The sequence below is a fragment of the Brevibacterium sp. UCMA 11752 genome (assembly GCF_021532235.1).
Lineage (GTDB): Bacteria > Actinomycetota > Actinomycetes > Actinomycetales > Brevibacteriaceae > Brevibacterium > Brevibacterium antiquum.
Genome location: NZ_JACBOS010000003.1, coordinates 1,597,565 through 1,622,509, shown reverse-complemented (window position 1 = coordinate 1,622,509; position 24,945 = coordinate 1,597,565). Strand labels below are relative to the sequence as shown.

23 protein-coding genes are annotated in these 24,945 nt (G+C 63.3%); 8 read left to right on the top strand and 15 right to left on the bottom strand.

All coding sequences use genetic code 11. The features are described 5' to 3' along the window. Positions 1-215: 215 nt before the first annotated feature. Both HU144_RS07210 and HU144_RS07205 read right to left on the bottom strand, forming a co-directional pair. Complete coding sequence (locus HU144_RS07210) at positions 216-1,595, bottom strand: short-chain fatty acid transporter (RefSeq protein ID WP_235350753.1); 1,380 nt, start codon at positions 1,593-1,595, stop codon at positions 216-218. Between the two features lie 127 nt (positions 1,596-1,722). Continuing rightward, entirely contained in the window at positions 1,723-3,102 is a 1,380-nt protein-coding gene (locus HU144_RS07205) for an NAD-dependent succinate-semialdehyde dehydrogenase (protein ID WP_235350752.1), read from the bottom strand. Between the two features lie 177 nt (positions 3,103-3,279). Between HU144_RS07205 and HU144_RS07200 the strand changes: the two genes are divergently transcribed. After that, positions 3,280-3,633 carry a nuclear transport factor 2 family protein gene (locus tag HU144_RS07200; protein WP_235350751.1) on the top strand — a complete coding sequence of 118 codons (354 nt, stop codon included), beginning with the start codon at positions 3,280-3,282 and terminating at the stop codon, positions 3,631-3,633. Positions 3,634-3,711: 78 nt separating this feature from the next. On the opposite strand, the gene HU144_RS07195 is transcribed toward HU144_RS07200, so the two are convergent. Continuing rightward, positions 3,712-4,665: a 3-hydroxyacyl-CoA dehydrogenase NAD-binding domain-containing protein gene (locus HU144_RS07195; protein ID WP_235350750.1), complete on the bottom strand. Its 954-nt coding sequence runs from the start codon at positions 4,663-4,665 to the stop codon at positions 3,712-3,714. A gap of 85 nt (positions 4,666-4,750) precedes the next feature. On the opposite strand from HU144_RS07195, the gene HU144_RS07190 reads away from it, so the two are divergent. Beyond that, positions 4,751-5,614 (top strand): hypothetical protein, encoded by an 864-nt coding sequence (locus HU144_RS07190; RefSeq protein WP_235350749.1) that lies wholly within the window; start codon positions 4,751-4,753, stop codon positions 5,612-5,614. 21 nt (positions 5,615-5,635) lie between these two features. Here the strand turns inward: HU144_RS07190 and HU144_RS07185 are convergent, their stop codons facing one another. Continuing rightward, positions 5,636-6,418 carry an IclR family transcriptional regulator gene (locus tag HU144_RS07185; protein WP_235350748.1) on the bottom strand — a complete coding sequence of 261 codons (783 nt, stop codon included), beginning with the start codon at positions 6,416-6,418 and terminating at the stop codon, positions 5,636-5,638. A gap of 134 nt (positions 6,419-6,552) precedes the next feature. Between HU144_RS07185 and HU144_RS07180 the strand changes: the two genes are divergently transcribed. Further along, a complete protein-coding gene (locus HU144_RS07180) occupies positions 6,553-8,496 on the top strand; it encodes an FAD-binding monooxygenase (RefSeq protein ID WP_235350747.1) in 1,944 nt (647 codons plus the stop codon). A 112-nt stretch (positions 8,497-8,608) separates the two neighbouring features. On the opposite strand, the gene HU144_RS07175 is transcribed toward HU144_RS07180, so the two are convergent. From HU144_RS07175 to HU144_RS07155, 5 genes are all read right to left on the bottom strand, one after another. After that, complete coding sequence (locus HU144_RS07175; RefSeq protein WP_235350746.1) at positions 8,609-10,240, bottom strand: long-chain-fatty-acid--CoA ligase; 1,632 nt, start codon at positions 10,238-10,240, stop codon at positions 8,609-8,611. A 181-nt stretch (positions 10,241-10,421) separates the two neighbouring features. Then, positions 10,422-11,180, bottom strand: a complete 759-nt coding sequence (locus HU144_RS07170; RefSeq protein WP_235350745.1) for an enoyl-CoA hydratase — start codon at positions 11,178-11,180, stop codon at positions 10,422-10,424. A gap of 129 nt (positions 11,181-11,309) precedes the next feature. Beyond that, positions 11,310-11,879, bottom strand: a complete 570-nt coding sequence (locus HU144_RS07165) for a GNAT family N-acetyltransferase (protein ID WP_235350744.1) — start codon at positions 11,877-11,879, stop codon at positions 11,310-11,312. Continuing rightward, positions 11,879-13,036 (bottom strand): trans-sulfuration enzyme family protein, encoded by a 1,158-nt coding sequence (locus HU144_RS07160; RefSeq protein WP_235350743.1) that lies wholly within the window; start codon positions 13,034-13,036, stop codon positions 11,879-11,881. Before HU144_RS07160 ends, HU144_RS07165 begins: the two co-directional genes overlap by 1 nt. Positions 13,037-13,099: 63 nt before the next feature. Further along, positions 13,100-14,017, bottom strand: a complete 918-nt coding sequence (locus HU144_RS07155) for a LysR substrate-binding domain-containing protein (protein ID WP_235350742.1) — start codon at positions 14,015-14,017, stop codon at positions 13,100-13,102. Between the two features lie 86 nt (positions 14,018-14,103). On the opposite strand from HU144_RS07155, the gene HU144_RS07150 reads away from it, so the two are divergent. From HU144_RS07150 to HU144_RS07140, 3 genes are all read left to right on the top strand, one after another. Further along, positions 14,104-15,228: a YeiH family protein gene (locus HU144_RS07150; protein WP_235350741.1), complete on the top strand. Its 1,125-nt coding sequence runs from the start codon at positions 14,104-14,106 to the stop codon at positions 15,226-15,228. A gap of 110 nt (positions 15,229-15,338) precedes the next feature. Then, complete coding sequence (locus HU144_RS07145; protein WP_235350740.1) at positions 15,339-16,721, top strand: NAD(P)/FAD-dependent oxidoreductase; 1,383 nt, start codon at positions 15,339-15,341, stop codon at positions 16,719-16,721. A 148-nt stretch (positions 16,722-16,869) separates the two neighbouring features. Beyond that, the gene (locus HU144_RS07140) at positions 16,870-18,237 is read left to right on the top strand and encodes an SLC13 family permease (RefSeq protein ID WP_235350739.1); all 1,368 of its coding nucleotides are present in this window, start codon (positions 16,870-16,872) and stop codon (positions 18,235-18,237) included. Positions 18,238-18,362: 125 nt separating this feature from the next. Here the strand turns inward: HU144_RS07140 and HU144_RS07135 are convergent, their stop codons facing one another. The 5 genes from HU144_RS07135 to HU144_RS07115 form a co-directional block, all read right to left on the bottom strand. Next, entirely contained in the window at positions 18,363-19,292 is a 930-nt protein-coding gene (locus HU144_RS07135; protein WP_235350738.1) for a sugar kinase, read from the bottom strand. Positions 19,293-19,318: 26 nt separating this feature from the next. Further along, positions 19,319-19,957 (bottom strand): bifunctional 4-hydroxy-2-oxoglutarate aldolase/2-dehydro-3-deoxy-phosphogluconate aldolase, encoded by a 639-nt coding sequence (locus HU144_RS07130; protein ID WP_235350737.1) that lies wholly within the window; start codon positions 19,955-19,957, stop codon positions 19,319-19,321. Positions 19,958-19,959: 2 nt separating this feature from the next. After that, positions 19,960-20,733: an IclR family transcriptional regulator gene (locus HU144_RS07125; protein WP_235350736.1), complete on the bottom strand. Its 774-nt coding sequence runs from the start codon at positions 20,731-20,733 to the stop codon at positions 19,960-19,962. A gap of 34 nt (positions 20,734-20,767) precedes the next feature. Further along, positions 20,768-22,174, bottom strand: a complete 1,407-nt coding sequence (locus HU144_RS07120) for an MFS transporter (RefSeq protein WP_235350735.1) — start codon at positions 22,172-22,174, stop codon at positions 20,768-20,770. Between the two features lie 330 nt (positions 22,175-22,504). Beyond that, positions 22,505-23,092 (bottom strand): GNAT family N-acetyltransferase, encoded by a 588-nt coding sequence (locus HU144_RS07115; RefSeq protein ID WP_235350734.1) that lies wholly within the window; start codon positions 23,090-23,092, stop codon positions 22,505-22,507. 169 nt (positions 23,093-23,261) lie between these two features. Here HU144_RS07115 and HU144_RS07110 point away from each other — a divergent pair, with 169 nt between their 5' ends. After that, a complete protein-coding gene (locus tag HU144_RS07110) occupies positions 23,262-23,588 on the top strand; it encodes a GNAT family N-acetyltransferase (RefSeq protein WP_235350733.1) in 327 nt (108 codons plus the stop codon). Here HU144_RS07110 and HU144_RS07105 read toward each other — a convergent pair. Next, on the bottom strand, positions 23,534-24,040 hold the full coding sequence (locus HU144_RS07105) for a DUF2306 domain-containing protein (protein ID WP_235350732.1): 507 nt from the start codon (positions 24,038-24,040) through the stop codon (positions 23,534-23,536). The two genes, HU144_RS07110 and HU144_RS07105, sit on opposite strands and share 55 nt — an antisense overlap. A gap of 111 nt (positions 24,041-24,151) precedes the next feature. On the opposite strand from HU144_RS07105, the gene HU144_RS07100 reads away from it, so the two are divergent. Further along, positions 24,152-24,868 (top strand): MerR family transcriptional regulator, encoded by a 717-nt coding sequence (locus tag HU144_RS07100; RefSeq protein ID WP_235350731.1) that lies wholly within the window; start codon positions 24,152-24,154, stop codon positions 24,866-24,868. The last annotated feature ends 77 nt before the right edge of the window (positions 24,869-24,945 follow it).

Below are 24,945 nucleotides of genomic sequence, written 5' to 3'. Positions count from 1 at the left end.
CAGCGGACGACTTCGCGTCCACATCGATTTCCCTGTTTCTGCACACCGGGCTCCCGGTGAAGACCAACCATGCAGGCTACCATATCGTAACCGTCGGTAACCGGATAGAGGTCAAACTGTGACCTCACCAGGCACCTTGTGGCCGTCACAGCACCTTGTGGCGATCACAGCGCCGGTCCGTCTCTTCGCTCACACTCTGTCGATCCGGCCTCGGCTCACAGGGAGACGAGCAACAGAGCCAGGGCCATGACGACCCCGGATCCGATGAAGGTCACCGAGGTGTACCCGAGGATGTCACGCATCTTCAGTCCCGCGATCGCCAGCACCGGCAGAGCCCAGAAGGGCTGCAGCATGTTCGTCCACTGGTCACCGTAGGAGACCGCCATGATCGCGATCGACGGATCGACTCCCAACTGGTTGGCGGCGTCGAGCATGATCGGCCCCTGGACTGCGAACTGTCCACCGCCCGAGGGTACGAAGAAGTTGACCAGACCTGCCGAGAGCAGCGCGAGGACGCCGAAGGTCGTCGGGTTCGCGATCGAGACGAGAGCGTCGGAGAATACGGCGATGAGGCCGGTGCCGGACATGATGCCCAGGATTCCCGCGTAGAGGGGGAACTGGAGCAGGATCTCGCCGACGTTCGAGGCGGCTTCCTTCGTCAGGTGGATGAGTTCGAAGGGGTTCTTCACGAGCAGGAAGATGAGCGCGAGGAAGGACCAGTTGACGATGTCGAGCGTCAGTCCCCCGCCCTGGGCGAAGTGGATGATCAGGTAGATCACGAGTGCCAGGCCGACGATGAGAGTGAGGATCCGCGAGGCGTCGATGCGGTCGGCCGGAGTCACGACCTCCTCGTCGAAAGTGGATCTCGATTCGGAGGTGATCGACTCAGGCAACTCGTAGACGGCTGCGTCCTTCTTCGGCGCGATGAGGTAGAAGAGAGCCCCACAGACGACGATGACGCCGAGGATGGCGAGCAGATTCCAAGTAGAGAAGATGGTCTCGCTGACGGGGATGACTTCACCGCCCAGCGACTTCGCCAGGAAGGAATCGGGTGTTGCTGCGGTCAGCGGGCCCGAACCGGAGTAGCCCATGTGCCAGACCACGAAGCCCGAGTACCCGGCGGCGACGAGCAGCGGGAAGTGGACCTTGTATCCGCGGCTGCGCGCCTGCACGGCGATCTCACGCGCCAGCAGGGCACCGACGACAAGGCCGAGGCCCCACGTGATGAGGCTGGCAATCGCGGCCACGAGGAAGACGAAGACATAGGCGAAGGCCGGGCTGCCGGGAACTCGAGCCAGCCATGTCAGCAGCTTCTGCACCGGTCCGGTGTTCGCGAGAATGTGGCCCAGCAGCAGGATGAGGCACATCTGGGTCATGAACTCGAGGAGTCCTGCCAGTCCCTCACCCCAACCGGTGACAACATCGACCGGGCTGGCCCCGGTGAGGATGAATGCCAGGACGGCGACGATGAGGGTGAGTACGATGGCGAACGTCAGTGCTGACGGAATCCACTGTTCGAGGAAGCGGTTGATCGGACGCATGAACCCTTGTGAGGCCGCGGCGTTGACCTGGGGCGACGGCTTCGGTGCCGACATGAGATCCTCCTGCTGAGAAAAGACTGTGTGTGTCCTCAGCTTACAATCAGAGCGCTGATCGCCTATGCGATCAGCGCTCTGAGAGTGGCAGGCGGCTCAGACGACGTGGTGCGTCAGGAGTTCAGCCTCAGCTCTTCTTGAACACCATCTGCTTGTTGACGAACTCATCCATGGCCAACGGTCCCAGCTCACGTCCGACACCGGAGCGCTTGACCCCGCCGAAGGGCAGGTACTCGCGCGTGCCTTCTGGTGTGTTGAGGAAGATCATTCCGGAGTCGATCTGGGAACCGACGCGCTCTGCCCGCTCCAGGTCGTTGGAGAACACAGCGGCGCCGAGTCCGAACGGGGTGTCATTGGCCATCTCGACGGCCTCTTCCTCGCTGCTGACTCGGTAGACGATGACGGCGGGACCGAAGAGCTCTTCGTAGTAGCCGCGCATACCCTTCTCCACATCGGCGAGGACGACAGGTTCGACGAAGGCGCCGCCACCGTCGTAGCGCTTGCCGCCGGCGAGCAGAGTGGCGCCGTCCTTGACCGTGTCCTGAACCTGCTCGATGAAGCGATCGGCAGCCGCAGTCGATGACAGCGGGGACAGCCGGGAACCTTCAGCACCGGGGGTTTCGGGGGTGAACTTCTTGGCCGCCTCGGTGATCGATGACAGGAACTCGTCGTAGACGTCATCCATGACGATCATGCGCTTGGGAGAATTGCAGGCCTGCCCGGTGTTACCCATGCGCGTCTTGAAGAAGGTGCTCGCGCTCTTCTCCACATCGGCGGTGTCGAGGAGGATATAGGGGTCGGATCCGCCGAGCTCGAGGACGACCTTCTTGAGGTTCTTGCCGGCTTCGGCGGCCACAGCCGAACCTGCGCGCTCGGAACCGGTCAGGGACACTCCGTGGTTGCGTGGGTCGGGCAGGATGATGTCTGCGACCTGCTCGTTGCTCGCATAGATGTTGATGTAGGCACCTTCGGGCAGTCCGGCTTCGATGAAGATCTCTTCCATGATCTGAGCCGAACGCGGGCACTGCGGGGCGTGCTTGAGCAGGATCGTGTTGCCCAGGGCCAGGTTGGGCGCTGCGAAGCGTGCGACCTGGTAGTAGGGGAAGTTCCAGGGCATGATGCCCAGCAGGGATCCGACCGGCTTGCGGCGGATCATCGCGGTTCCGTCATCGGGTCCGCGCAGGGGCTCATCGGCCATGAATGCTTCGGCGTTATCGGCGAAGTAGCGGTAGATGGCGGAGCTCAGTCCGACCTCGCCCTTGCCTTCGGGGACTGCCTTGCCCATCTCCAATTGGATGACCTTCGCCAGCTCTTCGGCCCGCTCCGCGTAGATTTCGGAGACGCGGACGAGGATCGCGGCGCGGTCGGCCACGGAAGTCTGACTCCATTCGGTGAAGGTGGTCGCGGATCGATCGAGTGCGGCCAGGATCTCTGAGTCGGTCGCTGTGGCGAATTCTTCGGCCACTTCGCCGGTTGCCGGGTTGGTCACGCGATACATGGTGGACATGTCGAGCCTCATTTCTGCGGGGGTTGTTGACCTCGATCCAACGGCGCGGAACCGAGTCTCCGGCACCGATCGACGAATGGATTCATCTCCCACGCTATGGCCCAATCACCTCGGCGGCAATTCCCCATCCCACCCCTTGAACACGGCCTCGAATGTGATCGCTGTTACTGTGTTGCCATGGACAGTGTGACTGAACTCGTGAAGCGCTATTACTCCACCGTCGATGCCGGAGACGCGGGTGCCACCTCGGCACTCTTCGCGGCCGAAGGTCACTACGATCGGCCCGGATATCCGACCATGATCGGAACTCAGATCACCGATTTCTACCATGGCGAGCGCGTCATCGAATCCGGGTCACACTCCCTGGCGGAGATCCTCGTCGACGGCGACCGGGCCTCCAGCCGCGGGGTCTTCACCGGCCGACTGAAGGACGGGACCGAAACGTCCGTGGGCTTCGCCGACTTCTTCCTCTTCGATACCGAGGGCCTCATCGCCGAACGCACCACCTACTTCTACCAAGCCGCAGTCTGAGCGAACCGCATACCGCTCGGGCCTGGGCCGCATGGCACCAGACACTCGCCTCACGGGTCACTGCGCTTGGGACCCGCGTCAGCCGTGCGCAGGCGTCGCCCCCTCCGAGTGCGCACCACCGTGACCACGCGATTCGAGCACCGCACGCTGAGCACGATCACGCGCCTCGGCGCCGGCCGGGCTCGGGGTATTGCCGTAGGCCTGCTCCACCTGGTCATAGACCTCGGTCATCCCCTCATCGCTGAGGTCGAGCGGAAGCTGCCCGATCTCAGCGAACGAGGTCCCGATGTGGTCCATGAACCCGCGGATGCCCTTCTCTCCCCCGCCGAGGTGCATCGCCTCGAACTGCCCCACCGCGGACCATCGCAGGCCCAAAGAATTCTTCATCACCGCGTCGAGGTCGGGGGCTGAGATGACTCCGTTCTCCACCAGCGAGATCGCTTCCTTCATCAGTGCGTTCTGGAGACGATTTCCGACGAAGCCGCGCACTTCGCGATTCAGCGCCACTGGTTCACGTCCGCAGCTGCGGTAGAACTCGAGGGCTCGCTCGACAGTCTCGGAGCTGGTCGCCGGGGCCGGAACCACCTCCACCAGGGGCATGAGGTGGGGAGGATTGAACGGATGGCCGACGATGACGCGTGCCGCGACATCGGCCGGCAGATGTCGGGCGATCAGTGACGCGGGAATGGTCGAGGACGAGGTCGCGATGATCGCGTCCTTCGGAGCACCGGCAGCGATCTGAGCGAACAGCGTCGGCTTGGCCTGCGGATCCTCCGGTCCGGATTCCTGCACGAAGGAGGCGTCGGCCACGGCGGCTTCGACGGATTCGGCGAGCCCGATGGACCCGAGTTCGGAGGCGAGCATGCCGTGGGCGGCAGCGTCGGCACTGACGTCGGCCTGCAGACTGGTGACCACCTCGGCGAGGTCGTCTCTGGGGTCGAATACCTGCACCGAATACCCAGAGCGAGCGAACAGCCAGGCGAAGGAGCGGCCGATCGTCCCGGCCCCGATGACAGCAACACAGTAGCTCATATCCTCAAGGCTATACCTGTGCGAATGCCGCTCAGAAGCATGTCCGGGCCCGTTCAGATGGGAATTTCAGTGGCACAATAACACCATGACACCGCGCGAAGGATTGACAACAGTGGACTCGGAGATCATCGCCCTGGCCGAGGACGAATACGCTGCCGCAGCCGAGTCCGCACGGATCGAGGTGCGCGAGATCCATACTGCCGCCGAAGCCGCCGAGGCCGCCCTGCTGCTCGACGAGGTGTGGAGCGTCGACGAGACGGGCACCAATGTGCTTGAGCCCGGGCTCATCGTCGCCTTCGCCCATGCGGGCAACTATGTCTCTGCCGCGTACAGCCTCGATGAGCCCGACGAGATGATCGGAGTCACGATCGGCTTCTTCGGCCAGCCGCTGGGAACGGTCATGCACTCACACATCGCCGGCGTGCGGCACCAGGTCATCGGCCGCGGAGCAGGTTCTGCGATGAAGCTGCACCAGCGTCTGTGGTGCCTCAACCTCGGCATCACGGAGATGACCTGGACCTTCGATCCGCTGGTGGCACGCAACGCCTACTTCAACTTCCAGCGCCTGGGCGTCGGGATGGTCGAATACCTCGAAGATTTCTACGGACAGATGCGCGACGGCGTCAACGTCGGTCAGGCCAGTGACCGCATGGTCGTGTCCTGGCCGCTGGACAAGCCCGCCCGCGCGACCCTCGCCGAGGCGGACGGTGCCTTCGCATGTCTGCGCAGTGACGACAGCGGCGAGCCCGTGGTCGCCGAGGTGCCCAAGGAAGCCGGTCTGGTCTCCCTTGACATTCCCTCCGACATCGAGACGCTGCGCGGCCAGGACGCTGAGCTCGCCTCACGGTGGCGCAGCGCCCTGCGCGATTCGCTGACCGCGCTCGTCGCCGACGGCTGGGTCCTCGACACCTGCCTCAAGGGCGGCACATACCTGCTCCACCACCCCTGAGGCCACCACCCTGAAGCTGAGTCAGCCACCAATAAGGTCGGCGGCTCCTGCTTGGCAGGCTGAACTGAGCGCCGATCGAATTCGCTCCGAGCCGAGGGCCTTATCCCGCGGACTCGGAACCGACACACTGATCGCGGCCACCATCGGCCCCTCGGGTCCCCGCACGGGCATTCCCAGAGCAGAGACTCCGCGTTCGGTTCGTTCACGGTTGAGCGCCGATCCGGTCTTTCGAATGTGGTCGAGCTGGCGTCGAAAGCGATTGAACGCCTCGGCGTCGAGGAATTCGCCCGAGGTACGGGCCGCATTCGAGGTATAGAGACCGGCGAGGACCTGTGACGAGAGGTCGGCCAGCAGCACCTGCCCGCCCGAGGTCAGGCGTGCAGGCAGGATCTCTCCGGCCCTGCTGCCGATCCGAATCCGATCGGGGCCCTCAACACTTGCCAAGAAGCGCGTTGTGGTGCCGACGCGGACGAGGAGATTGCAGGTCTCTCTGGTCGTCTCCGACAGTGATTCGAGATGTGGGTGCAGGATCTGCAGCAGACTGCGATGGGCCGACTGGGCCTCGACATTGGCCACGATTCCCGGTCCCGGGTGATAGATGCGCGACTCGTCTTGGATGGCGAAGCCGCGGTAGACGAGCATGCTCAGCAGGCGATGCGCGGTCGAGGGGCTGACCTGCAGATCGGCTGCGGCATCGGTGATCGAGACGGCCCCGGTGTCTCGCAGCCTCTGCAGCAGACGGAGCGCATTGTCGACCGATCCGAGCAGATGAGCCGGTTCCTGGGCCACCACACGACGTTCCATCCGCTCATCGTAGTGCCCCGCCGCCGCATCTTTTCCACATAGCAGAATTTTTTTGCCCCCTGGTGGTGACCACGACCACAGTGGAATCAGACACGTCACTGATCGATGACGATTCTGCAAACGATAGGAGCGGCATGCAGTTCTACCTCAATGGATTCCAGCCAGGCGACCCCGAAAAGCCTTCTGCGAGCACCCAGGCGCAGACGCCGGGGCTCCCCGAGGAGGTCGACGTCCTCGTCGTCGGCTCGGGGCCAGCGGGAACCGTTCTCGCCGCACAGCTGGCCGAGTTCCCCGATATCACCACCCGCGTCATCGAACGGCGCGAGGGACCACTCGAGCTGGGTCATGCCGACGGAGTCGCCTGCCGGACGGTCGAGATGTTCGGCGCCTTCGGCCTGGCCGAGCGCCTGGTACGCGAAGCCTATTGGGTCAACGAGACGACCTTCTGGGGTCCAGCCGAGGCGGACCCAACCCAGATCGCTCGCACCGGGCGCATGGACGACGTCGAAGAGGGACTGTCCGAATACCCGCACGTCATCGTCAACCAGGCCCGCATGCAGGACTACCTCTTGGAACGCATGGCCGACTCCCCCTCACGGCTCGTCCCCGACTACGGCCTCAAAGTCACCGATGTCAGTGTTGATGACTCTGCCGAGTCCGAGCACCCTGCCACCGTCACCCTGGCCCCGAATGATTCCGAGGCCGAGTCCGCCGACGGCCGGCCAATGGCCTCGCGCACGATCCGCGCGAAGTACGTCATCGGCTGCGACGGCGCTCACTCAGCCGTGCGCCGATCGATGGGCATTGAGATGAATGGGGATGCCCGCAACCACGCGTGGGGCGTCATGGATGTCTTCGTAGTCACGGACTTCCCCGATATCCGGCTGAAGTCGGCGATCCAGTCAGCGTCCGGCGGCAGCGTTCTGCTCATTCCGCGCGAGGGCGGGTACATGGTCCGCCTCTACGTCGACCTCGGCGATCTCGATCCCAACGACTCCGGTGCGCGCAGTCGCTTCACCTCGGACATGATCATCGAAGCCGCGCAGCGGATCTTCCACCCCTATACGCTCGAGGTCAACGACATCGCCTGGTGGTCGGTCTACGAGGTGGGCCAGCGCATCGCCGACCGCTTCGATGACGTCCCCGAGACGGAGCGCGGCACCCGTTCACCGCACGTGTTCATCGCCGGCGATGCCTGCCACACCCATTCGGCGAAGGCCGGTCAGGGCATGAACGTATCAATGCAGGATGGGTTCAATCTGGGGTGGAAGCTCGCCGCGGTGCTGCAGGGCCGCAGTCCGAGCACGCTCCTCGATACCTACGCCCAGGAACGTCAGGCCATCGCCCAGGAGCTCATCGACTTCGACCTCACCTGGTCAGAGGCCATGGCCGCGAAGCCTGCCGATCCCAATGATCCGGATGCGGGCGGCATGAGCGCTGCCGAACGGCAGGAGATCTTCACCGCGGGCGGACGGTTCACCGCTGGCTTCGCCACCGACTATCCGCCTAACATGATCACCGGCGAGGGTACCCACGAGCATCTCGCGACCGGCTTCCCGATCGGCGAGCGCTTCCACTCGGCTCCCACCATCCGCCTCGCCGACGCCAAGCCTCTCGAACTCGGACATCAGGCGCAGGCCGATGGTCGCTGGCGCCTCTACGTCTTCGCCGACAGCGCAGATCCAGCTTCGACGAGCTCGGCGATTCACCAGCTGTGCGACTTCCTCGCCAGGGCACCTGACTCCCCGGTTCGCCGCCACACGCCTGCTGGGGCAGACCCCGATGCGGTCTTCGACGTCCGTGCGATCTTCCAACAGGGTCACCGTGACCTGTCTGTCGAGTCGATGCCGCAGCTCCTGCTGCCGCGCAAGGGACGCTTCGGTCTCATCGACTACGAGAAGATGTTCTGCCCGGACCTCAGATCGGGTCCAGACATCTTCGACGCCCGCGGCATCGACCGCAGTGCGGGCGCCCTGGTCATCGTCCGCCCGGACCAGTACGTTGCCACGGTGCTGCCGCTCAACGCCCATGCCGATCTCGTCGAATTCTTCTCCCGGATCATGTTGCCTGCAGCCTGAGCAGGCCGCGGCCTGAGCAGCTGCCCGCAGGCGACAACAGAAAGAGGAGCGCTGGGGTTCGGCTGGGCCCCAGCACTCCTCCTGTTCTTTGATGCCTACTTCTCTATGACGCTTACTTCTCTTCCCAGTTCTTGCGCAGCAGCTTCTTGTCGAGCTTGCCCACCGAGGTGCGCGGCATCTCCGTGACCACGTTGACCTCATCGGGCATCTGCCACTTGGCGAAGCGCTCGCCCAGCGTCTCGATGATGGACTCACGGGTCACCTCGCTGCCGTCGTTGGCCACGACGTAGGCCACAGGGCGCTCGTCCCACTTCGCATCAGGGACTCCGATGACGGCGGCTTCCTTGACGTTGGGATTGTCGAGGATCGCATTCTCCATGTCGATCGAGGAGATCCACTCGCCGCCGGACTTGATGACGTCCTTGAGCCGGTCGGTGATCTTCAGGTACCCGTGCGCGTCGATGACGCCGACGTCACCTGAGCGCCACCAGCCGTCGAGGAAGCGGTCTGCGTTGTCGGGCAGCTGGTAGTAGGACTCCGTGATCCACGGACCGCGCATGACGATCTCGCCCACGGACTTGCCGTCGCGAGGCATCTCAGCGCCCGCGGGATCGACGATCTTGACCTCGACGCCGACGATCGGAAGCCCCTGAGAGCGCTTGAGGTCCCAGCGCTCCTCCTCACTCAGGTCCATACCGGACTTGAGCGCCCAGTTCGTCGTCGCCAGCGGGGTGGTCTCGGTAGCACCGTAGCCGTGGATCACATCGGCGCCGGTGATCTCCTTGAATCCGCGCATCATCGACAACGGCGGTTCGGAGGATCCTGAGACGAGACGAACTCCGCTCAGGTCCGGAGTCTCGGGCATATTCTTCATCATCTCGAGCATCGGAGTGAAGATCGCGGGAGCCCCGTTGGCCAGCGTCACCTTCTCCGCGATGAATGCCTGGCCGATGGCACCGAACTCCTCTGCGGCGAACTTGCCGGGCAGAACGAGCTTGGCACCGGCGGCGACAGCGTTCTGCGGGAAACCCCAGGACAAGACGTGGAACATCGGGGTGATCGGCATGATGCAGTCGTCGAAGGTCGCGTCCAGCGCGGCCAGACCGCCCATGGTGTGCAGGTAGATGGACCGGTGGGAGTAGTAGACGCCCTTGGGGCGGCCGGTCGTTCCGGTTGTGTAACCGGCATAGGCTGCGGTCTTCTCGTCGACGACGGGCCAGTCGTAGGTCTCGGGTTTGTCGGCGATGAGGTCTTCATAGAAGACGACATTCTCAAGCGTCGTCTCGATCTCGGAGGCGGGCTTGTCGGTCATGATGACCCAGCCCTTGACGTCGAGCTTCGGGGCGAGCGCCTCGGCGACGTGGAGGAGGGACTCGTCGACGAAGATCCAGTCGGACTTCGAGTGGCTGACCACGTAGGCGAGGTCCTCGGGAGCCAGGCGCAGATTGAGCTGGAGCATGGTGGCGGCGACGCCGGGCACCGAGAAGTAGAGTTCGAGGTGGCGACGGGAGTTCCAGTCGATGACGCCGACCATCGAGCCTGCGCCGACACCGAGCTGATCCAGACCGTGGGCCAGCTGAGCCATCCGCTTGTACTCATCGGCATAGTTCGAACGGCCCCAGGAGCCGTCGGACCGGCGGTAGACGACCTCTGACTCGCCGAACACCGTCGCCGCATGGCGGATCAGACTGGTGGTGTTGAGCTGGTAGCTGTCTCCGAGAGTGGATGGAATGCCTGTAAGCATGAGACTCCTTTGGTCATCTGGTGGTCGTGCTGGGGTGGAGGTGCCGTGCAGATATCCGGACTATTTTCATCGTCAGACTATCCCGGCAAGTGATACCGCTCACAGCTTTCGCTGCAACGTTACCAATTAGAAACGTGTGGGCGTCGAGAAACGCATGGTCGTCGAGTTCCGGGCCCGTCGGCTATTCGCCGATGAAGTTCGGTCCGCGCTTCTCAATGAATGCGGCGACTCCTTCGGCGAAGTCCTTACTCGCCCGCAGGTCCGTCTGCCCTGTGAGCTCCCGATCGAATGCATCGTCCAGTTCGGTCAATGTCGCCGCGTTGATGGCTTCTTTCGAGGCCGCGAAGGCCAGAGGTGCGCCCTGAGCCCACTGCGCAGCAATCTCCTGCGCCCGGCTCAGGTGCTCGCCCGCCGGAGTGACCAGACTGGCCAGGCCCCAATCCGCTGCTTCCTTCGCCCACACCTTCTGTGCCGTCAGGGCCATCCTCATGGCTCGATGCCGGCCCGCCGAGGCTGCCACGAGTGCCGTTGCCCCGCCGTCGGGCATGAGCCCGATCTTGGTGAAGGCCAGCATCAGATAGGACTCTTCGCTCATCACGGTGTAGTCGCAGGCCAGGGCCAGGGAGCAGCCGATGCCGGCGGCCGGGCCGGAGACCGCGGCGATGGTCGGAATCGGCAGATCGATGATCGATCGGATGATGGCGTTGGCCCGATCAAGGCCGAGCCCTCCCCCTTGCACGGACCCCTGCAGGTCGGCACCTGAACTGAACGACCGGTCATTGCCGGTGATGATGAGCGCACGAGCCGTGGTTGCCGCCTCGGCGACGGAATCCCCGACTCCTTCAAGGGTCTCCCTGGTCAGCGCGTTGAGGCTTTCGGGGCGATTGATCGTGACAGTCACGACCCCATCTCGCAGGTCGGTGAGAACACTCGAGGTCAAAGCGACTCCTCTTAGTTGGCGCTGGATGACTGATCTTTCACCCCAACTTTAACGCACGATAAGTTGATCTGGGTCACACGTCTCAGGTGCCGATCCAGAGGCGACCTGGCCCCCTCGAGCCACGGCCCCTCAGATCAGCGCAGCCGCCAGCTGGGTCCTGGTCAGGGGCCGGTCGGCGTAGACCAGGCGCATCGCCTGCGGATCGGGATTGCCGGCGTCGGGAGCTCGATGCTGCAGGCTCAGACCGACCTTCACAGCCACTTTCCGTGAGGCCGCATTGTGCTCGAGCAGGTAGGCGATGACTGGCAGTTCGGGTTTGAGCTCCTGGGCCCGAGCTACGGCCATGCGAGAGATCTCACTGGCATAGCCGCGGCCTTGGACCTCGGGGCGGAAGCGGTAGCCCAGGTTCCAATAGGCTTCGATCCGATCCGGGTTCCACTCATCGGCTAAGGGCATGCGCCTGACGCCGCAGCCGCACATCCCCAACACCGGTCCGTCCTCCGACTCACGGACGATCCATGATCCGAGCCCGTCGATCTCCCAATCAGCGATGCGGGTCAGCAGGTACGCCTCGGCTTCCTCCCGCTTGATCATCCGGCCGCTGGGAAAATGCGCCCACACGCGGGGGTCGCTGTAGATCTCGAACACCTCGTCCAGGTCCTGAAGCCCCGGACGGTCAAGCACGAACGGCTCTGCCATCAGGCGCCGTGGGCGGCCCGGATGGCCGCGTCGAGGTCGTTCCACAAGTCGTCGGCGTGTTCGATGCCCACGCTCAGACGCAGCAGCCCGTCGGGGACCGACTCCGGTTCCGAGGCATTGCGCCGACGGCGTTCGATGAGGGACTCCACACCGCCCAGGGAGGTGGCCGGCGTCCACACCCGGACCGCCTCGGCGACGGCGGTGGCCTGCTGCGCGGTCTTCGTGCAGAAGGCGACCACCGCACCGAATCCCGACATCTGCGATGCCGCACGCTCGTGCCCGGGGTCGCCGGGCAGACCCGGGTACCGGGTCTCGACGACGTTGGGATGCGAACTCAGCCGTTCGGCGATCAGTGCGGCATTGGCCTGGGCTCGTTCCATGCGCACAGACAGCGTCCGCAGGCCCCGCAGCGCCAACCAGACCTCGAAGGGTCCGGCGATGGCTCCGCGCAGTGAGCGTTCACTATGAAGCCGCTTGTGAAGATCTTCGTTGCTTGTCAGCGCCGCGCCGAGGACGACATCCGAGTGTCCGGCGAGGTATTTGGTGACGGAGTGGACGACGACGTCCGCGCCCAGATCAAGCGGCGTCTGCAGGAGCGGAGTCGCGAAGGTGTTGTCGACAACGGTCAGGATGCCGCGATCGCGCGCAGCGGAGATGAGTGCGGGTGTGTCAGCAACTTCGAGCATCGGGTTGGTCGGCGATTCGATCCACAGCACCGCCGAGGCGGCAGCAACGTCGTCGAGTGCACTGACGACGGCGCCGGTGTCGGCGATGTCGACGGTGACGAAATCGAATCCGCTGCGCTCGGCGACCTCGCCCGCGGACTCCAGTGACCCCTGGTAGCAGTGCTGGGGCATGATCAGAGTGCCACCGCGTGGGACCAGGCTGAGTGCAGCGGCGATCGCCGCCAGCCCCGAGCCGAAGACCAGTCCGGGAAGTTCGGCATGTTCGAGTACGGCCAGTGCCTCTTCGAACGGGGTCCAGGCCGGTGTCGAGAATCGTCCGTAGACATGCTCGGAATGGTCGATCTCTCCGCTGCCGACGAAGGTCGAGGACAGTTCGATCGGTGGGTTCACCGACGAACCGTTCGAGCGCTGCGGACGACCGGCTTCGACGAGGACGGTTTCTGGTGCGTGAGTCGATTCTCGTGAGGTCATCGTCCCAATATATGCCGAGAGCCGACCGCTGCGCACCGATGTCTCAGTCGTGGCAGTGACGTCTCAGTCGTGCACGCGCACCATGTGCTCGAGCAGTGCTCTGGCTCCGGCTGAGAGTCGTCGCCTGGGTGACCACACCGCGTGCAGCTCGCGTTCGAGGGCGACTCCGGCCTGCACCGGCAGCGGCACTAAGCGTTGGGCCCGGAAGTCATCGCGCAGGGCCAGCTCAGAGAGCACGACCGGTGCGATGCCGGTGGCCGCTGCGATCTTCAGTGCCGAGTTCGACCCGTACTCCCCCGCCACATGTGCCCCACCGAAGGGCGCCAACGCGGCGTCGAGGACCTCTCTCGTTCCAGAACCGACCTCTCTGACCAGCAGCGGAACCTCGGCCAGCGCCTCGGCGGTGATCGGGGCACTCCAGGCATCAGCGAAGCCGGGTGCGGCGGCGATCATGAGCCGGTCATGGCCGACCACCTCGGCGGGGAAATCTTGGGGCAGGGATACGGACTCGATGAGGCCGAGGTCGCAGCGCTGCTCACGCACGGCGGCGATGACTGCGGAGGAATTCTCGACCGCCAGGCCCACATCGATGTCGGGGTGCGTCGAGGTGAACGTCGTCAAGTACCGGGGCAGCAGGTATTCGGCCACAGTCAGTGAAGCGGACACGCGCACGGTGCCGGCCCGCGCGTCCTGGATGGCTCGAGTGCCGGCGTTGAGATCGGCATAGGCGTCGATGACCTTCGAGGCCCACTGGGCAACGGCGTGGCCTTCGGCGGTGAGCTGGGTGCCCTGCGGCGAGCGCTTCAGCAACGGCACCTTCAGGTCCCGTTCGAGGTTGCGCAGACTGCGTGAGGCATTCGGCTGGGCAAGGCCCATCGCCTCGGCGGCCTGACCGATGGACTGGGCGCTCGCGCTCAGCGTCACCAGCAGCCCCAGAGCCGGAAGCTCGGGCCAGTCCTGCATTCTGCTGAGGTCTCGCATGCCCCAATTCTGCCATATCAGCGCCATATGGGTCGGTCGAACAATGCCGTCTACCGAAAACCCAGACCGCTTGACAGACTGAACTCATGAACCGCATCGTCCGCCTCCTCCCAGGCTTGGGAGTCGCCGCAGCAGCCACAGCCATCGCGTGGCCCGTCTCGACGGTGGCTCCCATCCTCTCCCCGCTGCTCATCGCCATCATTCTGGGAATCATCGTCGGAAATGTGCTCCCCGAACTGCCGCAGATCTTCCGTCCCGGTCTCGACTTCGCGGCCAAACCCCTCCTGCGTCTGGGCATTGTGGCCCTCGGCGCGCAGGTCGTGCTCGGCGATATCCTCGACCTCGGCTGGCTGGTCCTCGTCCTCGCTGCGGTCGTCGTCGCAGTCGGCATCGTCTCCGGTCTGCTGCTGGCGCGTCCGTTCCGCGTCGATTCGAATCTCGCGCTGCTCATCGGCTGTGGGTTCGGCATCTGCGGAGCCGCCGCAGTCGCCGGGGTCGAGTCGACACTGAAGGCGAAGAAGGAGGACGTGGCCGCGGCGATCGGTCTCGTGGTCCTCTTCGGCACGCTGATGATCGCCGTGATCCCTTCTCTGAGCGTTGCCTTCGGGCTGGCCCAGGACACCGCCGGCATGTGGGGCGGTGCGTCCACGCACGAGGTCGCGCAGGTCGTCGCGATCGGCGGCATCATCGGGCCCGCGGCCCTGCAGGTTGCCGTCCTCGTCAAGCTCTCCCGTGTCATCATGCTCGCCCCGACCGTCGCTGTGCTCAGCATGGTGATGCGCCGCAATGAGAGCCGTGAGCGGGCGGCGATGGCTTCCTCGGCCGCGATGTCGCGGAATGAGGCATCATCGCAGCCCCCCGCCGAGGCGGCCGCTCAGTCTTCGCCGGCCGCCGGGTCCTCGTCGGCTCAGGTGCAGTCGGCTGCACAGTCCCCTCCACCTGCGACGAAGCGTCCGCCCATCGTGCCGCTGTTCGTCCTCGGCTTCCTCCTTATGGCGGGGCTGCGCACCTTCGGCCTCCTGCCGGACTTCGCGGTCTCCGGTCTGGGCTGGATCCAGACCGTGTGTCTGGCCATGGCGATGTTCGCCCTCGGCCGCGGGGTCCAATGGCGTTCCCTGCGCAACCTCGGCGCCGGTCCGATCGGCCTGGCCGCGACGACGACTCTCATCGTCGCCGTGATCGGGCTCGGCGGTGCCCTGCTGCTGACCTGAGCTTAAACGCCGGCCTCGGTGCACACATGCTGGAAGCTCCCTCTGCAGACAACCCGCTCTCGTTACGATGATTGCGAAGTCGAACCATGATTCAGTCGAAGGGTGCTGCAATGAGTGCGAACGCGATAGTCGTCGGCGGCGGCGTGATGGGAGCGTCGATCGCGTTCTCCTTGGCCAAACGCGGATACGTGGTCACCGTCGTCGACAAGAAATCCGGCCCGGCGCAGGGCTCGACCGGGGCCACCAGCGCGATCGTTCGCTTCACCTATTCTCTGCGGGACTCCATTGCCATGGCCTGGGAGTCGAAGCACCTCTGGGAGAACCTGCGCGGCCATGTTCAGGCACCGGAATCAGAGCCGGTCGCGGACTTCATCCGCACCGGCATGGCCGTCATCGACATACCCGGACTGCTCCCGGGCACCATCCGCACAGACTTCGCGGATCTCTCGATCCCCTACGCCGACTGGGACGCGGCCGACCTCGCCCGGGAGCTGCCCGGCGTCGATACCTCGAACCACTATCCACCAATGCGCCCCGATGATCCGGCGTTCCTCAACGACAGCGACGAGCCCGCAACGGCACTGTACACACCAGACGGCGGGTACATCTCCGATCCCGTACTGGCCACGGAGAACTTCGCTCGCGCCGCGAAGCGACACGGTGCCCAGTTCCTCTACAACGCCGAAGTCATCGGCGTGCGCCACAGTGTCTCCGACGAGGACTACCGAGCCTCCGAGGGGAATCACAGTGCCTCCGACGTCCGCCCCGAAGAAGGCGCCACCGGACAGCCAAGAGCGGCGTGGACGCTCAACCTCTCCGAGGATCGGGTTCTCGACGCCGACGTCGTGGTCAATGCGGCCGGACCCTGGTCTTCGCGGTTCAACGAGCTCGCCGGTGTCGGATCCGACCACGGAGTCTCGCTGACTCCCCTGCGCCAAGAAGTCCATACTCTGCCGGCGGAATCGACCGTCGCCCGCAGCGACGGCACTCCTATTCCTGCGCTCCTCGATGCCGGCATCGGCACCTATATGCGCGCCGAGGTAGGCGGTCAGCTGCTCATCGGAGGCACTGAACCCGGGTGCGATGAGCTGGAATGGGTCGAGGACCCTGACATCGTATCGATGAGCGTTCGTGCCGAGCAGTTCGAGACGCAGGCGCTGCGGGCGGCCAAACGCTTCAACGACATCACAATCCCGAACCGGGCCCGCGGGGTCGTCGGTGTCTACGATGCCTCCACCGACTGGACTCCCATCTACGACCGTTCCGAGGCGGATGGCTTCTATCAGGCGGTCGGCACCAGCGGCAACCAATTCAAGAATGCTCCGCTGGTCGGCGAGCTCATGGCAGAACTCGTCGACGCCGTCGAGCACGGTCACGACCACGACCGCGATCCCGTCCAGGTTGCGCTCGGGTACACAGGTGGGACGCTGAACCTGGGAACCTTCTCGCGCCTGCGGTCTCCAGCTGGAACAAGCGGAAACGTCATGGGCTGACCTCAGCTCGGCACCATCAGGTACCGATATTTGGGAATTACCGACCATTCGGGCTGCAGTTACCGCTACTGTCCTTGCCGAACTGGTAGTGTCGCTCAGCGAGTCATTCAGTTTCGTTCAGCGAAATTTCAGCCTAAATGGGGAAATCATGCTCCTTCAAATCATTGCGTTGTTGATCTTCATCGCCCTGTTCGCAATCGGCGCGATCCGCGGTGTGCAGATCGGCGTGCTCATGCTCGTCGGTGCCGCCGGAACCGGCCTGTTCCTGACAGACATGGCCGTCGAGGACATCATCGCCGAGTTCCCGCTCTCCATCATGATCCTGCTGGCCGGGGTCACCTACTTCTTCGCCATTGCGCAGGAGAACGGGACCGTCGACAAGATCATCGACTGGGCGCTGGAGAAGGTCGGGTCCTCTGCCGTCCTCCTCCCGATCGTCTTCTTCGTCATCACAGCCGGCATTGCTTCCATGGGTGCACCCCTGGCCGGTCTCGTGATGATGCCGGTGGGTATGCAGGTGGCCCGCAAGTACGGGGTCGACTATGCGCTGATGGGCCTGGCGATCTGCTTCGCCATCGGCGCCGGCGGATTCGCTCCGACCAGCCTCTACGGCATCGTCACCTACAGCACCGCCCATGATGCGGGAATCGATCTGTCGCCGTTCCTGCTCTTCGGCATCGCCGTCGTCGTCTACCTCGTGATGCTCGCCGTCGCCTACTTCATGTTCGGTCGCACGCTCTTCGGGCGTAAGTCCGCCATGGCCGCAGCCGGCTCAGCGCACTCCGGTTCGACGATCTCCCGCGGATCCGCCTCGGCGACGAAGGTGGCCTTCGGTGAGGACGAGGAGGACGAAGCCCTCTTCGACTCATCCAGCACCTCGGCGAGTTCGGATTCGGGTCCCTTCTCCTTCGTGCAGATCCTCACCGTCGTCCTCATGGTCGGACTCATCGGCTCGGTCGTCGTCCTGGCCGCGTTCGGCAAGGAACCCGACATCGGCCTGCTGTGCTTCTTCTTCGGTGCGATCCTCTCACTCGCCGATCCCAAGACCGGCAAGGCCGCGCTGCCCAAGATCGACTGGTCGACCGTTCTCCTCGTCGGCGGCATCATCACCTTCGTCGGTGTGCTGCAGAACATGGGTGCTGTGGACCTGCTCGGTGAGGGCGCCGAGGCGATCGGTTCACCGCTCATCGCCGCCTTCGTCCTGTGCATCGTGGGCGGGCTGGTCTCAGCGTTCGCGTCGACGACCGGCATCCTCGCCGCTCTCGTGCCGCTGGCACTGCCCCTCATCGCCGCCGGCGGAGTCCCCGGCTGGGCGCTCATCGCAGCGTTGGGCGTGTGCTCGGCCGTCGTCGACGTCTCACCGTTCTCGACGCTGGGTGCCACGGTCGTGGCCACGGCTCCACAGGATCACAAGGCGCGACTCACGCGCATCCTCGTGAAGTTCGGCATGTCGATGGTCATCATCGGTCCCATCGTCCTGGTCGGCGGTCTCGTCGTCCCGGCAATGTTCTTCTGAGACTGTGATCCGGGCCGTTGAGGCGCCCGGACCATAGTGACTGTTCTCCGCACAGTTCTCGAGATGCAGATGGTGCCCAGCGAAATTCGCTGGGCACCATCTGCATCTCACGTCGTCGGGGTCTGTCAGCGAGTGACGGTGTCGCCGCCCCCGTCAAGCAGTTTCAACTGTTCGGGTGTCGGGTAGCCTTCCCAATCGCCGGGTGTCAGACAGGCGAATGCGCCGACTCGTGCGCCCAGCTCAAGCGCCTCGTCTATTCCGGCACCGCGAGACAATGCGTCGAGACATCCTGCAGCAAACCCGTCTCCGGCACCCACCGTGTCCACACTCGGAACGACGACGGCCGGCACGTGCACCACTGTGCCGCCGGACAGACTCCAGGAACCAAGGGTTCCTTCTTTGACCACCGGGGTCTGTGCGCCCAAGTCAACGATGCGCGACAGTGCCAAGGCGACTTCATCAGGGCCGATGGTCACATCGTCGCCCAACAACAGTCGAACTTCATCAAATCCTGCGAAGACGATATCGGCCTGTGCCGCCAGCTCACTGCAGGCACGATGAGCATCATCAACGGACCACATCTTGGCCCGATAGTTCACGTCGAAGCTGACCTTCACACCGGCAGCGCGAGCAACCTCCACTGCATGAAAAGCGGCCTGTCGAGCTGAGTCGGACAGTGCCAAGGTGATCCCGGTGAGGTGCAAGACATCTGCCGCGGCAATGACATCGTCGGAAATGTCGGAGTTGCTGAGCTCCGAGCCAGCACTCAACGATCTGGAATAGACGACATCCTGCAGTCCGTTGAGTGGGGTGGTCTTGACCATCAGACCTGTCGCACCACGACCGAGGAGGCCGAAGGTCTGCACATTTTCTGCCCGGAGTTCCCGAGTGATGAGCCGACCGAAGTCATCATCACCGACTTTGCCCACCCAGGAAACCTCGTTTCCCAACCTGGCCAGAGCGATAGCCGCATTCGACTCGGCCCCTCCCATGCCGGCAACCATCGGTGCGTTGTTTCCCAGGTGACCGATGCGTTCAGAGCGGATTAGCCCCATTGTCTCTCCCAGAGTGACGAATCGACTCACGAGTCGGTCTCCAGCTTACGGACGAACGCACTCGCGGTGCGGCCCAGACCGGCAAGGTCGCCGGTTGAGAACACGTCACCGAGAAGTGGGCCTCCGACGCTGACGGCTGGGGCGCCGGCGCTCAGCCACGCACGTGCTGTGTCAAGGTCCACTCCCCCGGACGGAATTGCCTGAAGTTCAGGAAACGGTCCCCGCAGATGCTTGAGGTAACCAGCTCCGACGGTCTGTGCGGGGAAGATTTTGACGGTCTGCACGCCGAGGTCCAATGCCTGCTGGACCTCTGAGGGGGTCAGGACTCCAGGCAGCATTGGGACCGCTGCGTCGACTGCAACAGAGACGACGTCGGATTTCAGGTTGGGGGCCACGAGGTATTCTGCCCCCATATCTATGGCCTTACGCGCAGCTTCTTCTTTCACAACCGTGCCAACTCCGATACAGGCATCGTCAGCGAAACGCTTCTGCAGAGCCGGGAGTGCATCGAGAGTGCCCGGAGTCGTCATCGTCAGCTCGATACCGTTTACCCCAGAATCTATGAGAGTCTCAATAACACCCTCGTACTGGGAAGAGTCCCTTCCTCGCAGCACGGCGATGATCTTTCGCCCGCCCAGCAGAGTGTCGAATGTTGCCAGACTCATAGTCAGTTATTTCCTTCGCTAGTGGTATTCATGATGGACTGCGGTTTCAGGCCCGGAGGCAGCTGCTCTTCTAAAATGGTGCGAAGTCTCAACCCGAGGTGGTCCATGCGCTCCGAGCCCATGCGCTCGGACGGAACTGTGAGGCTCACAGCGGCCTGTCCGACTCCGCCTCGTTCCACGGCCACTGCCACACAGCTGATGCCCTTCTCGTTCTCTTCGGTCTCGGTCGCATAGCCGCGGCTCCGTGCTTCTCCGACAACCTGGGCCAGGTGTGTCGCTTCATCATCGGGAAGCTGCAGCCGCGACGCCAGATCTGGCGTCGAAGCCGTGTCGACTGCCAGCAGAGCCCGGCCCAGAGCTGTCGTCCACATAGGGTTGCGGATGCCCACATGCGAATACACACGAATGGCCAGTTCCGGTTCGATCTTGTCGACATAGCGAACGTGGTTGCCGTCGGGAACTCCGATGTGACAGAGTTCGTTCGCCTCAGCACTGACCAGCAAGGCCACCTTATGCAAGATATTACGAAGGGTGTCATGACTGAAATAGTCGTCGGTCATTCTCAGCAGAGCGGGACCCACACAATAGATGCCGGTCTCATAGTCCTGGGACGCGAATCCGCGAGCCTTCAAGGTTGCCAGGATTCGGTGGACTGCTGCCTTGTCCAGCTCAAGCTCGCTGGCCAACTCCCCCAACGCCAATCCCTGATGGCCGGACCGAGCAAGGGACTCCATCACTGACAATGCCCTGTCGACGCCAGCGAGTCGTTGACTCATCTTTCTGCTCCCGCTTCATTCGTCCGCAAAGTTTTCACTCCTGCAGAGCCGTCCGTGCCTCACCAGTTTTCGCATCATTGCTCAGAGACAGATCGCGATCAACTGTTTCGGGTACCCAGATAGTAGCGAGGAATGTGCACAGCATCGTGAAGGCCATGTAGATGGCGAGCGGGATCCACGTTCCGAACTGCAGCAGCAGCCACGAACACACCAGCGGAGCAATGCCGCCGCCGACGAGCGCGGAGGCTTCGCGAGCCAACGTCACCCCCGCGTACCGGTACCTGGTTCCGAAAAGTTCAGGGAAATAGCTTGTCTGGACTCCGACATTTCCATAGGCTGCGAAAATATATCCGAGTCCGACAGCGAGAGCGACCAACCACACAACTCCTGTTTCGAGCAGGTTGAAGCAGACGAACGGCAACAGCGCGCCGACTCCGGCGATGAGCAGGTAGATCGGCTTGCGGCCGAATTTGTCGGAGAGGAAGCCCCATGCGAACGCGGAGATCATGCCGATGACAGCACCTATCAGCTGAATATCGGTGATCGTCGAACGTGGGAACAACTCATCTGTGCCGGACAGTAGTACCCCTGTCGTCACGAACGTGACGAAGAAGGTCTGCACCGTATAGGAGTTGGTGTTCGGCCCCCAGTTCATCACCGCGGTCTGCAGTATGCGCTTCCACCCGAACTTCACTGCCAGCTTCAGTGGCGCGGCTTCCTTCTTCAGGTCTGCGGTGGATTCCTGCAGCTCGACGAATACCGGCGACTCCACGAGATGACGCCTGACGAACCATGCGCCGATCGTGATGACGATCGAGAAGATGAAGACGATCCTCCAGCCCCATGCTAGGAAGTCCTCTTCGGTCATGAACCACTGCAGCATTGCGAAGACGAGCGTGCCCAGGACGGTTCCTCCGGCTGCACCCGCCATGACTGTGGAAGAGAGCCGGCCTCGGGTTCCCGGGCGCACGGTCTCTGTCAGCAGAGTCGACGAGCCCGACTGTTCGGCCCCTGCGCCGAGCCCCTGGAACAGGCGCATGGCGAAGAGAAGAATCGGAGCCATTATGCCGATCGTCCCATAATTGGGCACCAGACCAATGGCGAAAGTTGCCAAACCCATAATGATCAGTGTGGTTACGAGAACCCATTTGCGTCCGAACTTTTCGCCAAAGTGAGAGAACAACACTCCACCGAAGGGGCGAGCGAAGAAGCCGACAGCGAATCCGGCAAATGACATCAGCGATCCGGCCAGTGGGTCAGCTTCGGGGAAGAATACCTTGGGAAAGACCAGTGCAGCTGCGAGGCCGTAGATCGCGAAGTCGAACTGCTCCAGCATCGTGCCGACGCCACCGGCGGCCACTGCGATCCTGATGTTGCTCTTCGAGCGTGCATCCTCATAAGCCTGTTCGACAACAGACTCCTGCTCAGCAGCAGATTCCATATGTGCCCCTTCATCGTTGTCGGTGCACTTCAGCAAGCGGCTTGCGATCTTCTCGCGGACCACCGCGCCTTTCACCGAAGGGCCCGTCCAGCCTCTTGCGCACAGTGATGCGCATTTGATTCTTCGATGATTTCGCTGAGCGAAACGACTATTTTTCTATACGAAACGAGACTAGCAGGGGTACGGTCTCTCGTCACGTCGAGCCAGCCCCACAGCTGCCCGCCTCCCGAGATGCAGATGGTGCCCAGCGAAATTCGCTGGGCACCATCTGCATCTGTCACTGCGTTCAGTCCGCCGACGCGCGTTCCCCGAGGGCAGCAGTCTGGTCAGTCAGCTCAGCGGCTTGACCAGAACGACGAATTCGAGGTCGTCGACGAGCGGCACACCGAACCGGTCGTCACCGTAGGGGAAGGGTTCGACCTCTCCGGTTCGCTCGTAGCCGCGGCGCTCGTAGTAGGCGATGAGCTCGGCGCGCTTGTTGATGACGCTCATGCGCAGCGAGTGAGCGCTCCAGCGTTCGATCACCCATGCCTCGGCGAGGTTCATCAGTGCCGACCCCACACCCTGCCCCTGCCCCAGCGGGGAGACCGCGAGCACGCCGAGGTAGGCGATTCCGTCGACGGGTTCGCGCAGGTAGACGCTGCCGACAGCCTGCCCTTCGGCGGACCGGACGAGGATCATCGACGCATCGGGCTCGGCGAGCATCTCGCGGGCCATATCGGCGTCGAGTCGCTGACCGCTGAGCAGATCCGCCTCGGTCGTCCACCCCTGCTTCGAGGGCTCACCACGGTAGGCGGAGGCGACGAGTTCAACGTAGTCGTCGATGTCGTCGAGGCTGAGTTCGCTGACCTCGAAGCCTGTTTCGTGCAGGATCAGCTTGTGAGCATCGACCATCGTGGCGGGTGCGTAAGAGGACATAGGTCGGCTCCTTGAGGATGTCTGACCGTCGCCGTGTACGGCCGAAAGAACGGGTTGCTCAACAGGTTAGTCGTTCGATGGGGAACACAACTATGGTTTCATGTATCAGGACTGAATCATCCACGTGCTGGCATGGGGATGACCGACACCCTCGCCTTAAGGAGCGTTCATGGACCTCGAGATCTCGGACGAGACGTACACCTTTGCCCAGGACATCGCGGCATCTCGCTTTACGGTGAGTCACGATGACACGGTCATCGGACACGTCGACTACATCGACCGCGAGGTCAGCCCTGATGACACGTCCGAATCCGCAGTGCGCACGTTCACCCACACCGAGGTGTCCCCCGCTTACGGTGGCCGCGGCATCGCCGCACATCTGGTGCGCTTCGCCCTCGAGACCAGCGCCGAGGCGGATCTGAAGTTCCGTACGACCTGTTCCTATGTCATGGAGTTCTTCCGCAAGAACTCCGAGTTCGACGAGCTGCGTGCCTGAGTCGGCACGAACTTGAGAACGTAGCCGACCCAGACCGTGGCGGCGATGACGATGGCTGCAACAGCGCCCCACAGCAGACCGGGATCGACCACCGCCAGCTGAGGTATCTCCCTGCCCGGAATGATCGCGGCGAAGGTGCCCGCCGTCAGCGCGCCGAGCCATGATCCGACCATCATCCCGATGTGTCTGCGGATGTTTCCACGCCGGATTGCAACGACCCCGAAGGTCGTGGTGCCGAAGGTGAAGATCGCAAGGGCGTGGAAGATCGTGAAGCTTCCGCTGAGAGTGTAGATGAACATTCCGCTCACGCACACGAGGTACATGAGGATGACCCATGATCGTCCGATCCACCTGTGCCGACGATCCTTGGTCCGCCGGATGATCTGAACCGGAGCCAAGAGCACAACACCAGAGGCGGCAAGAGCGTGGATTGCTATGAACATCGTCGTCATAGACCTAAGATAGTTTCACTAACCAAGTGCGGCAACGTAGATAGCAGAACCTGAATTGCTATCCAAGCCAGGTGCCGCCCACGCTGCCGCCTCTGCCGATGGAGGATCCACATGAAACTCAGTGCCTTGGCCAGAGAATCCGGAGTCTCGACCGCCAGCATCAAGTACTACATCCACGTGGGAATCCTTCTTCCCGGCCGCAAGCGCAATGCGACTACGGCTGAGTACTCCCAGGCGCACGTCGACCGTCTCGGGCTCATCACCTGCCTGCGCCGGGAGCTCGGCTCCCCCATCGAGTCCATCGCCGCACTGACTCGGGCCATCGATGACGAGGCATTGGAGAACATCGAACTGATGGGCATCTGCCAGAGACTTGCACTGGAGGCGAGCAATGTCCTGAAGTCCGCAACCGGCTCATCCTCGCCTTCCGAGCCTGAACCTGAACCTGCAGCGGCAGCAGCAGCGGAGCCGGAACACCAGCCGGAACCGGAACCGGAACCGAAAACTATCGAGAACGATATCCGTGATGTTCTGCAGGAACTGGGCTGGCCGGACATCTCACCAACAGCAGTGGCATCGATGGCAGGCGCGCTCGAAGAGTTGAGCGCCTCCGGCTATCCCGTCGGGCGTGACACGATCCTCCGGCACATTCAGGCATTGACCGAGATCGCGGGCAGGAACACCGCACCGATCACCGACAGTCTGAGCAGAGATCGGATCTGCGTCGAGGTGGTTCGCGGGATCACGATGCACAATAGACTCCTGGCGGCGACAAGCGCTCTCGTTCATGCTTCACTGTCGGCCATGCCTCGAAGCTCGCAATCCTGAGAGCCCCTGACAACGAATTCCGTATGGCCCGCATCGAATATCACCACTACACTGATCACGACTGCTCCCTACCGTGG

Coding starts and splice junctions, on each gene's coding strand:
- HU144_RS07160 (WP_235350743.1), bottom strand. CDS start 13,036: ATGACCTCACGAGAATCGACTCACGCACCAGAAACCGTCCTCGTCGAA.
- HU144_RS07125 (WP_235350736.1), bottom strand. CDS start 20,733: ATGAGTCAACGACTCGCTGGCGTCGACAGGGCATTGTCAGTGATGGAG.
- HU144_RS07100 (WP_235350731.1), top strand. CDS start 24,152: ATGAAACTCAGTGCCTTGGCCAGAGAATCCGGAGTCTCGACCGCCAGC.
- HU144_RS07195 (WP_235350750.1), bottom strand. CDS start 4,665: ATGAGCTACTGTGTTGCTGTCATCGGGGCCGGGACGATCGGCCGCTCC.
- HU144_RS07145 (WP_235350740.1), top strand. CDS start 15,339: ATGAGTGCGAACGCGATAGTCGTCGGCGGCGGCGTGATGGGAGCGTCG.
- HU144_RS07200 (WP_235350751.1), top strand. CDS start 3,280: ATGGACAGTGTGACTGAACTCGTGAAGCGCTATTACTCCACCGTCGAT.
- HU144_RS07105 (WP_235350732.1), bottom strand. CDS start 24,040: ATGACGACGATGTTCATAGCAATCCACGCTCTTGCCGCCTCTGGTGTT.
- HU144_RS07210 (WP_235350753.1), bottom strand. CDS start 1,595: ATGTCGGCACCGAAGCCGTCGCCCCAGGTCAACGCCGCGGCCTCACAA.
- HU144_RS07110 (WP_235350733.1), top strand. CDS start 23,262: ATGGACCTCGAGATCTCGGACGAGACGTACACCTTTGCCCAGGACATC.
- HU144_RS07175 (WP_235350746.1), bottom strand. CDS start 10,240: ATGCTTACAGGCATTCCATCCACTCTCGGAGACAGCTACCAGCTCAAC.
- HU144_RS07190 (WP_235350749.1), top strand. CDS start 4,751: ATGACACCGCGCGAAGGATTGACAACAGTGGACTCGGAGATCATCGCC.
- HU144_RS07140 (WP_235350739.1), top strand. CDS start 16,870: ATGCTCCTTCAAATCATTGCGTTGTTGATCTTCATCGCCCTGTTCGCA.
- HU144_RS07135 (WP_235350738.1), bottom strand. CDS start 19,292: ATGGGGCTAATCCGCTCTGAACGCATCGGTCACCTGGGAAACAACGCA.
- HU144_RS07185 (WP_235350748.1), bottom strand. CDS start 6,418: ATGGAACGTCGTGTGGTGGCCCAGGAACCGGCTCATCTGCTCGGATCG.
- HU144_RS07205 (WP_235350752.1), bottom strand. CDS start 3,102: ATGTCCACCATGTATCGCGTGACCAACCCGGCAACCGGCGAAGTGGCC.
- HU144_RS07115 (WP_235350734.1), bottom strand. CDS start 23,092: ATGTCCTCTTACGCACCCGCCACGATGGTCGATGCTCACAAGCTGATC.
- HU144_RS07150 (WP_235350741.1), top strand. CDS start 14,104: ATGAACCGCATCGTCCGCCTCCTCCCAGGCTTGGGAGTCGCCGCAGCA.
- HU144_RS07180 (WP_235350747.1), top strand. CDS start 6,553: ATGCAGTTCTACCTCAATGGATTCCAGCCAGGCGACCCCGAAAAGCCT.
- HU144_RS07155 (WP_235350742.1), bottom strand. CDS start 14,017: ATGCGAGACCTCAGCAGAATGCAGGACTGGCCCGAGCTTCCGGCTCTG.
- HU144_RS07130 (WP_235350737.1), bottom strand. CDS start 19,957: ATGAGTCTGGCAACATTCGACACTCTGCTGGGCGGGCGAAAGATCATC.
- HU144_RS07120 (WP_235350735.1), bottom strand. CDS start 22,174: ATGGAATCTGCTGCTGAGCAGGAGTCTGTTGTCGAACAGGCTTATGAG.
- HU144_RS07165 (WP_235350744.1), bottom strand. CDS start 11,879: ATGGCAGAGCCGTTCGTGCTTGACCGTCCGGGGCTTCAGGACCTGGAC.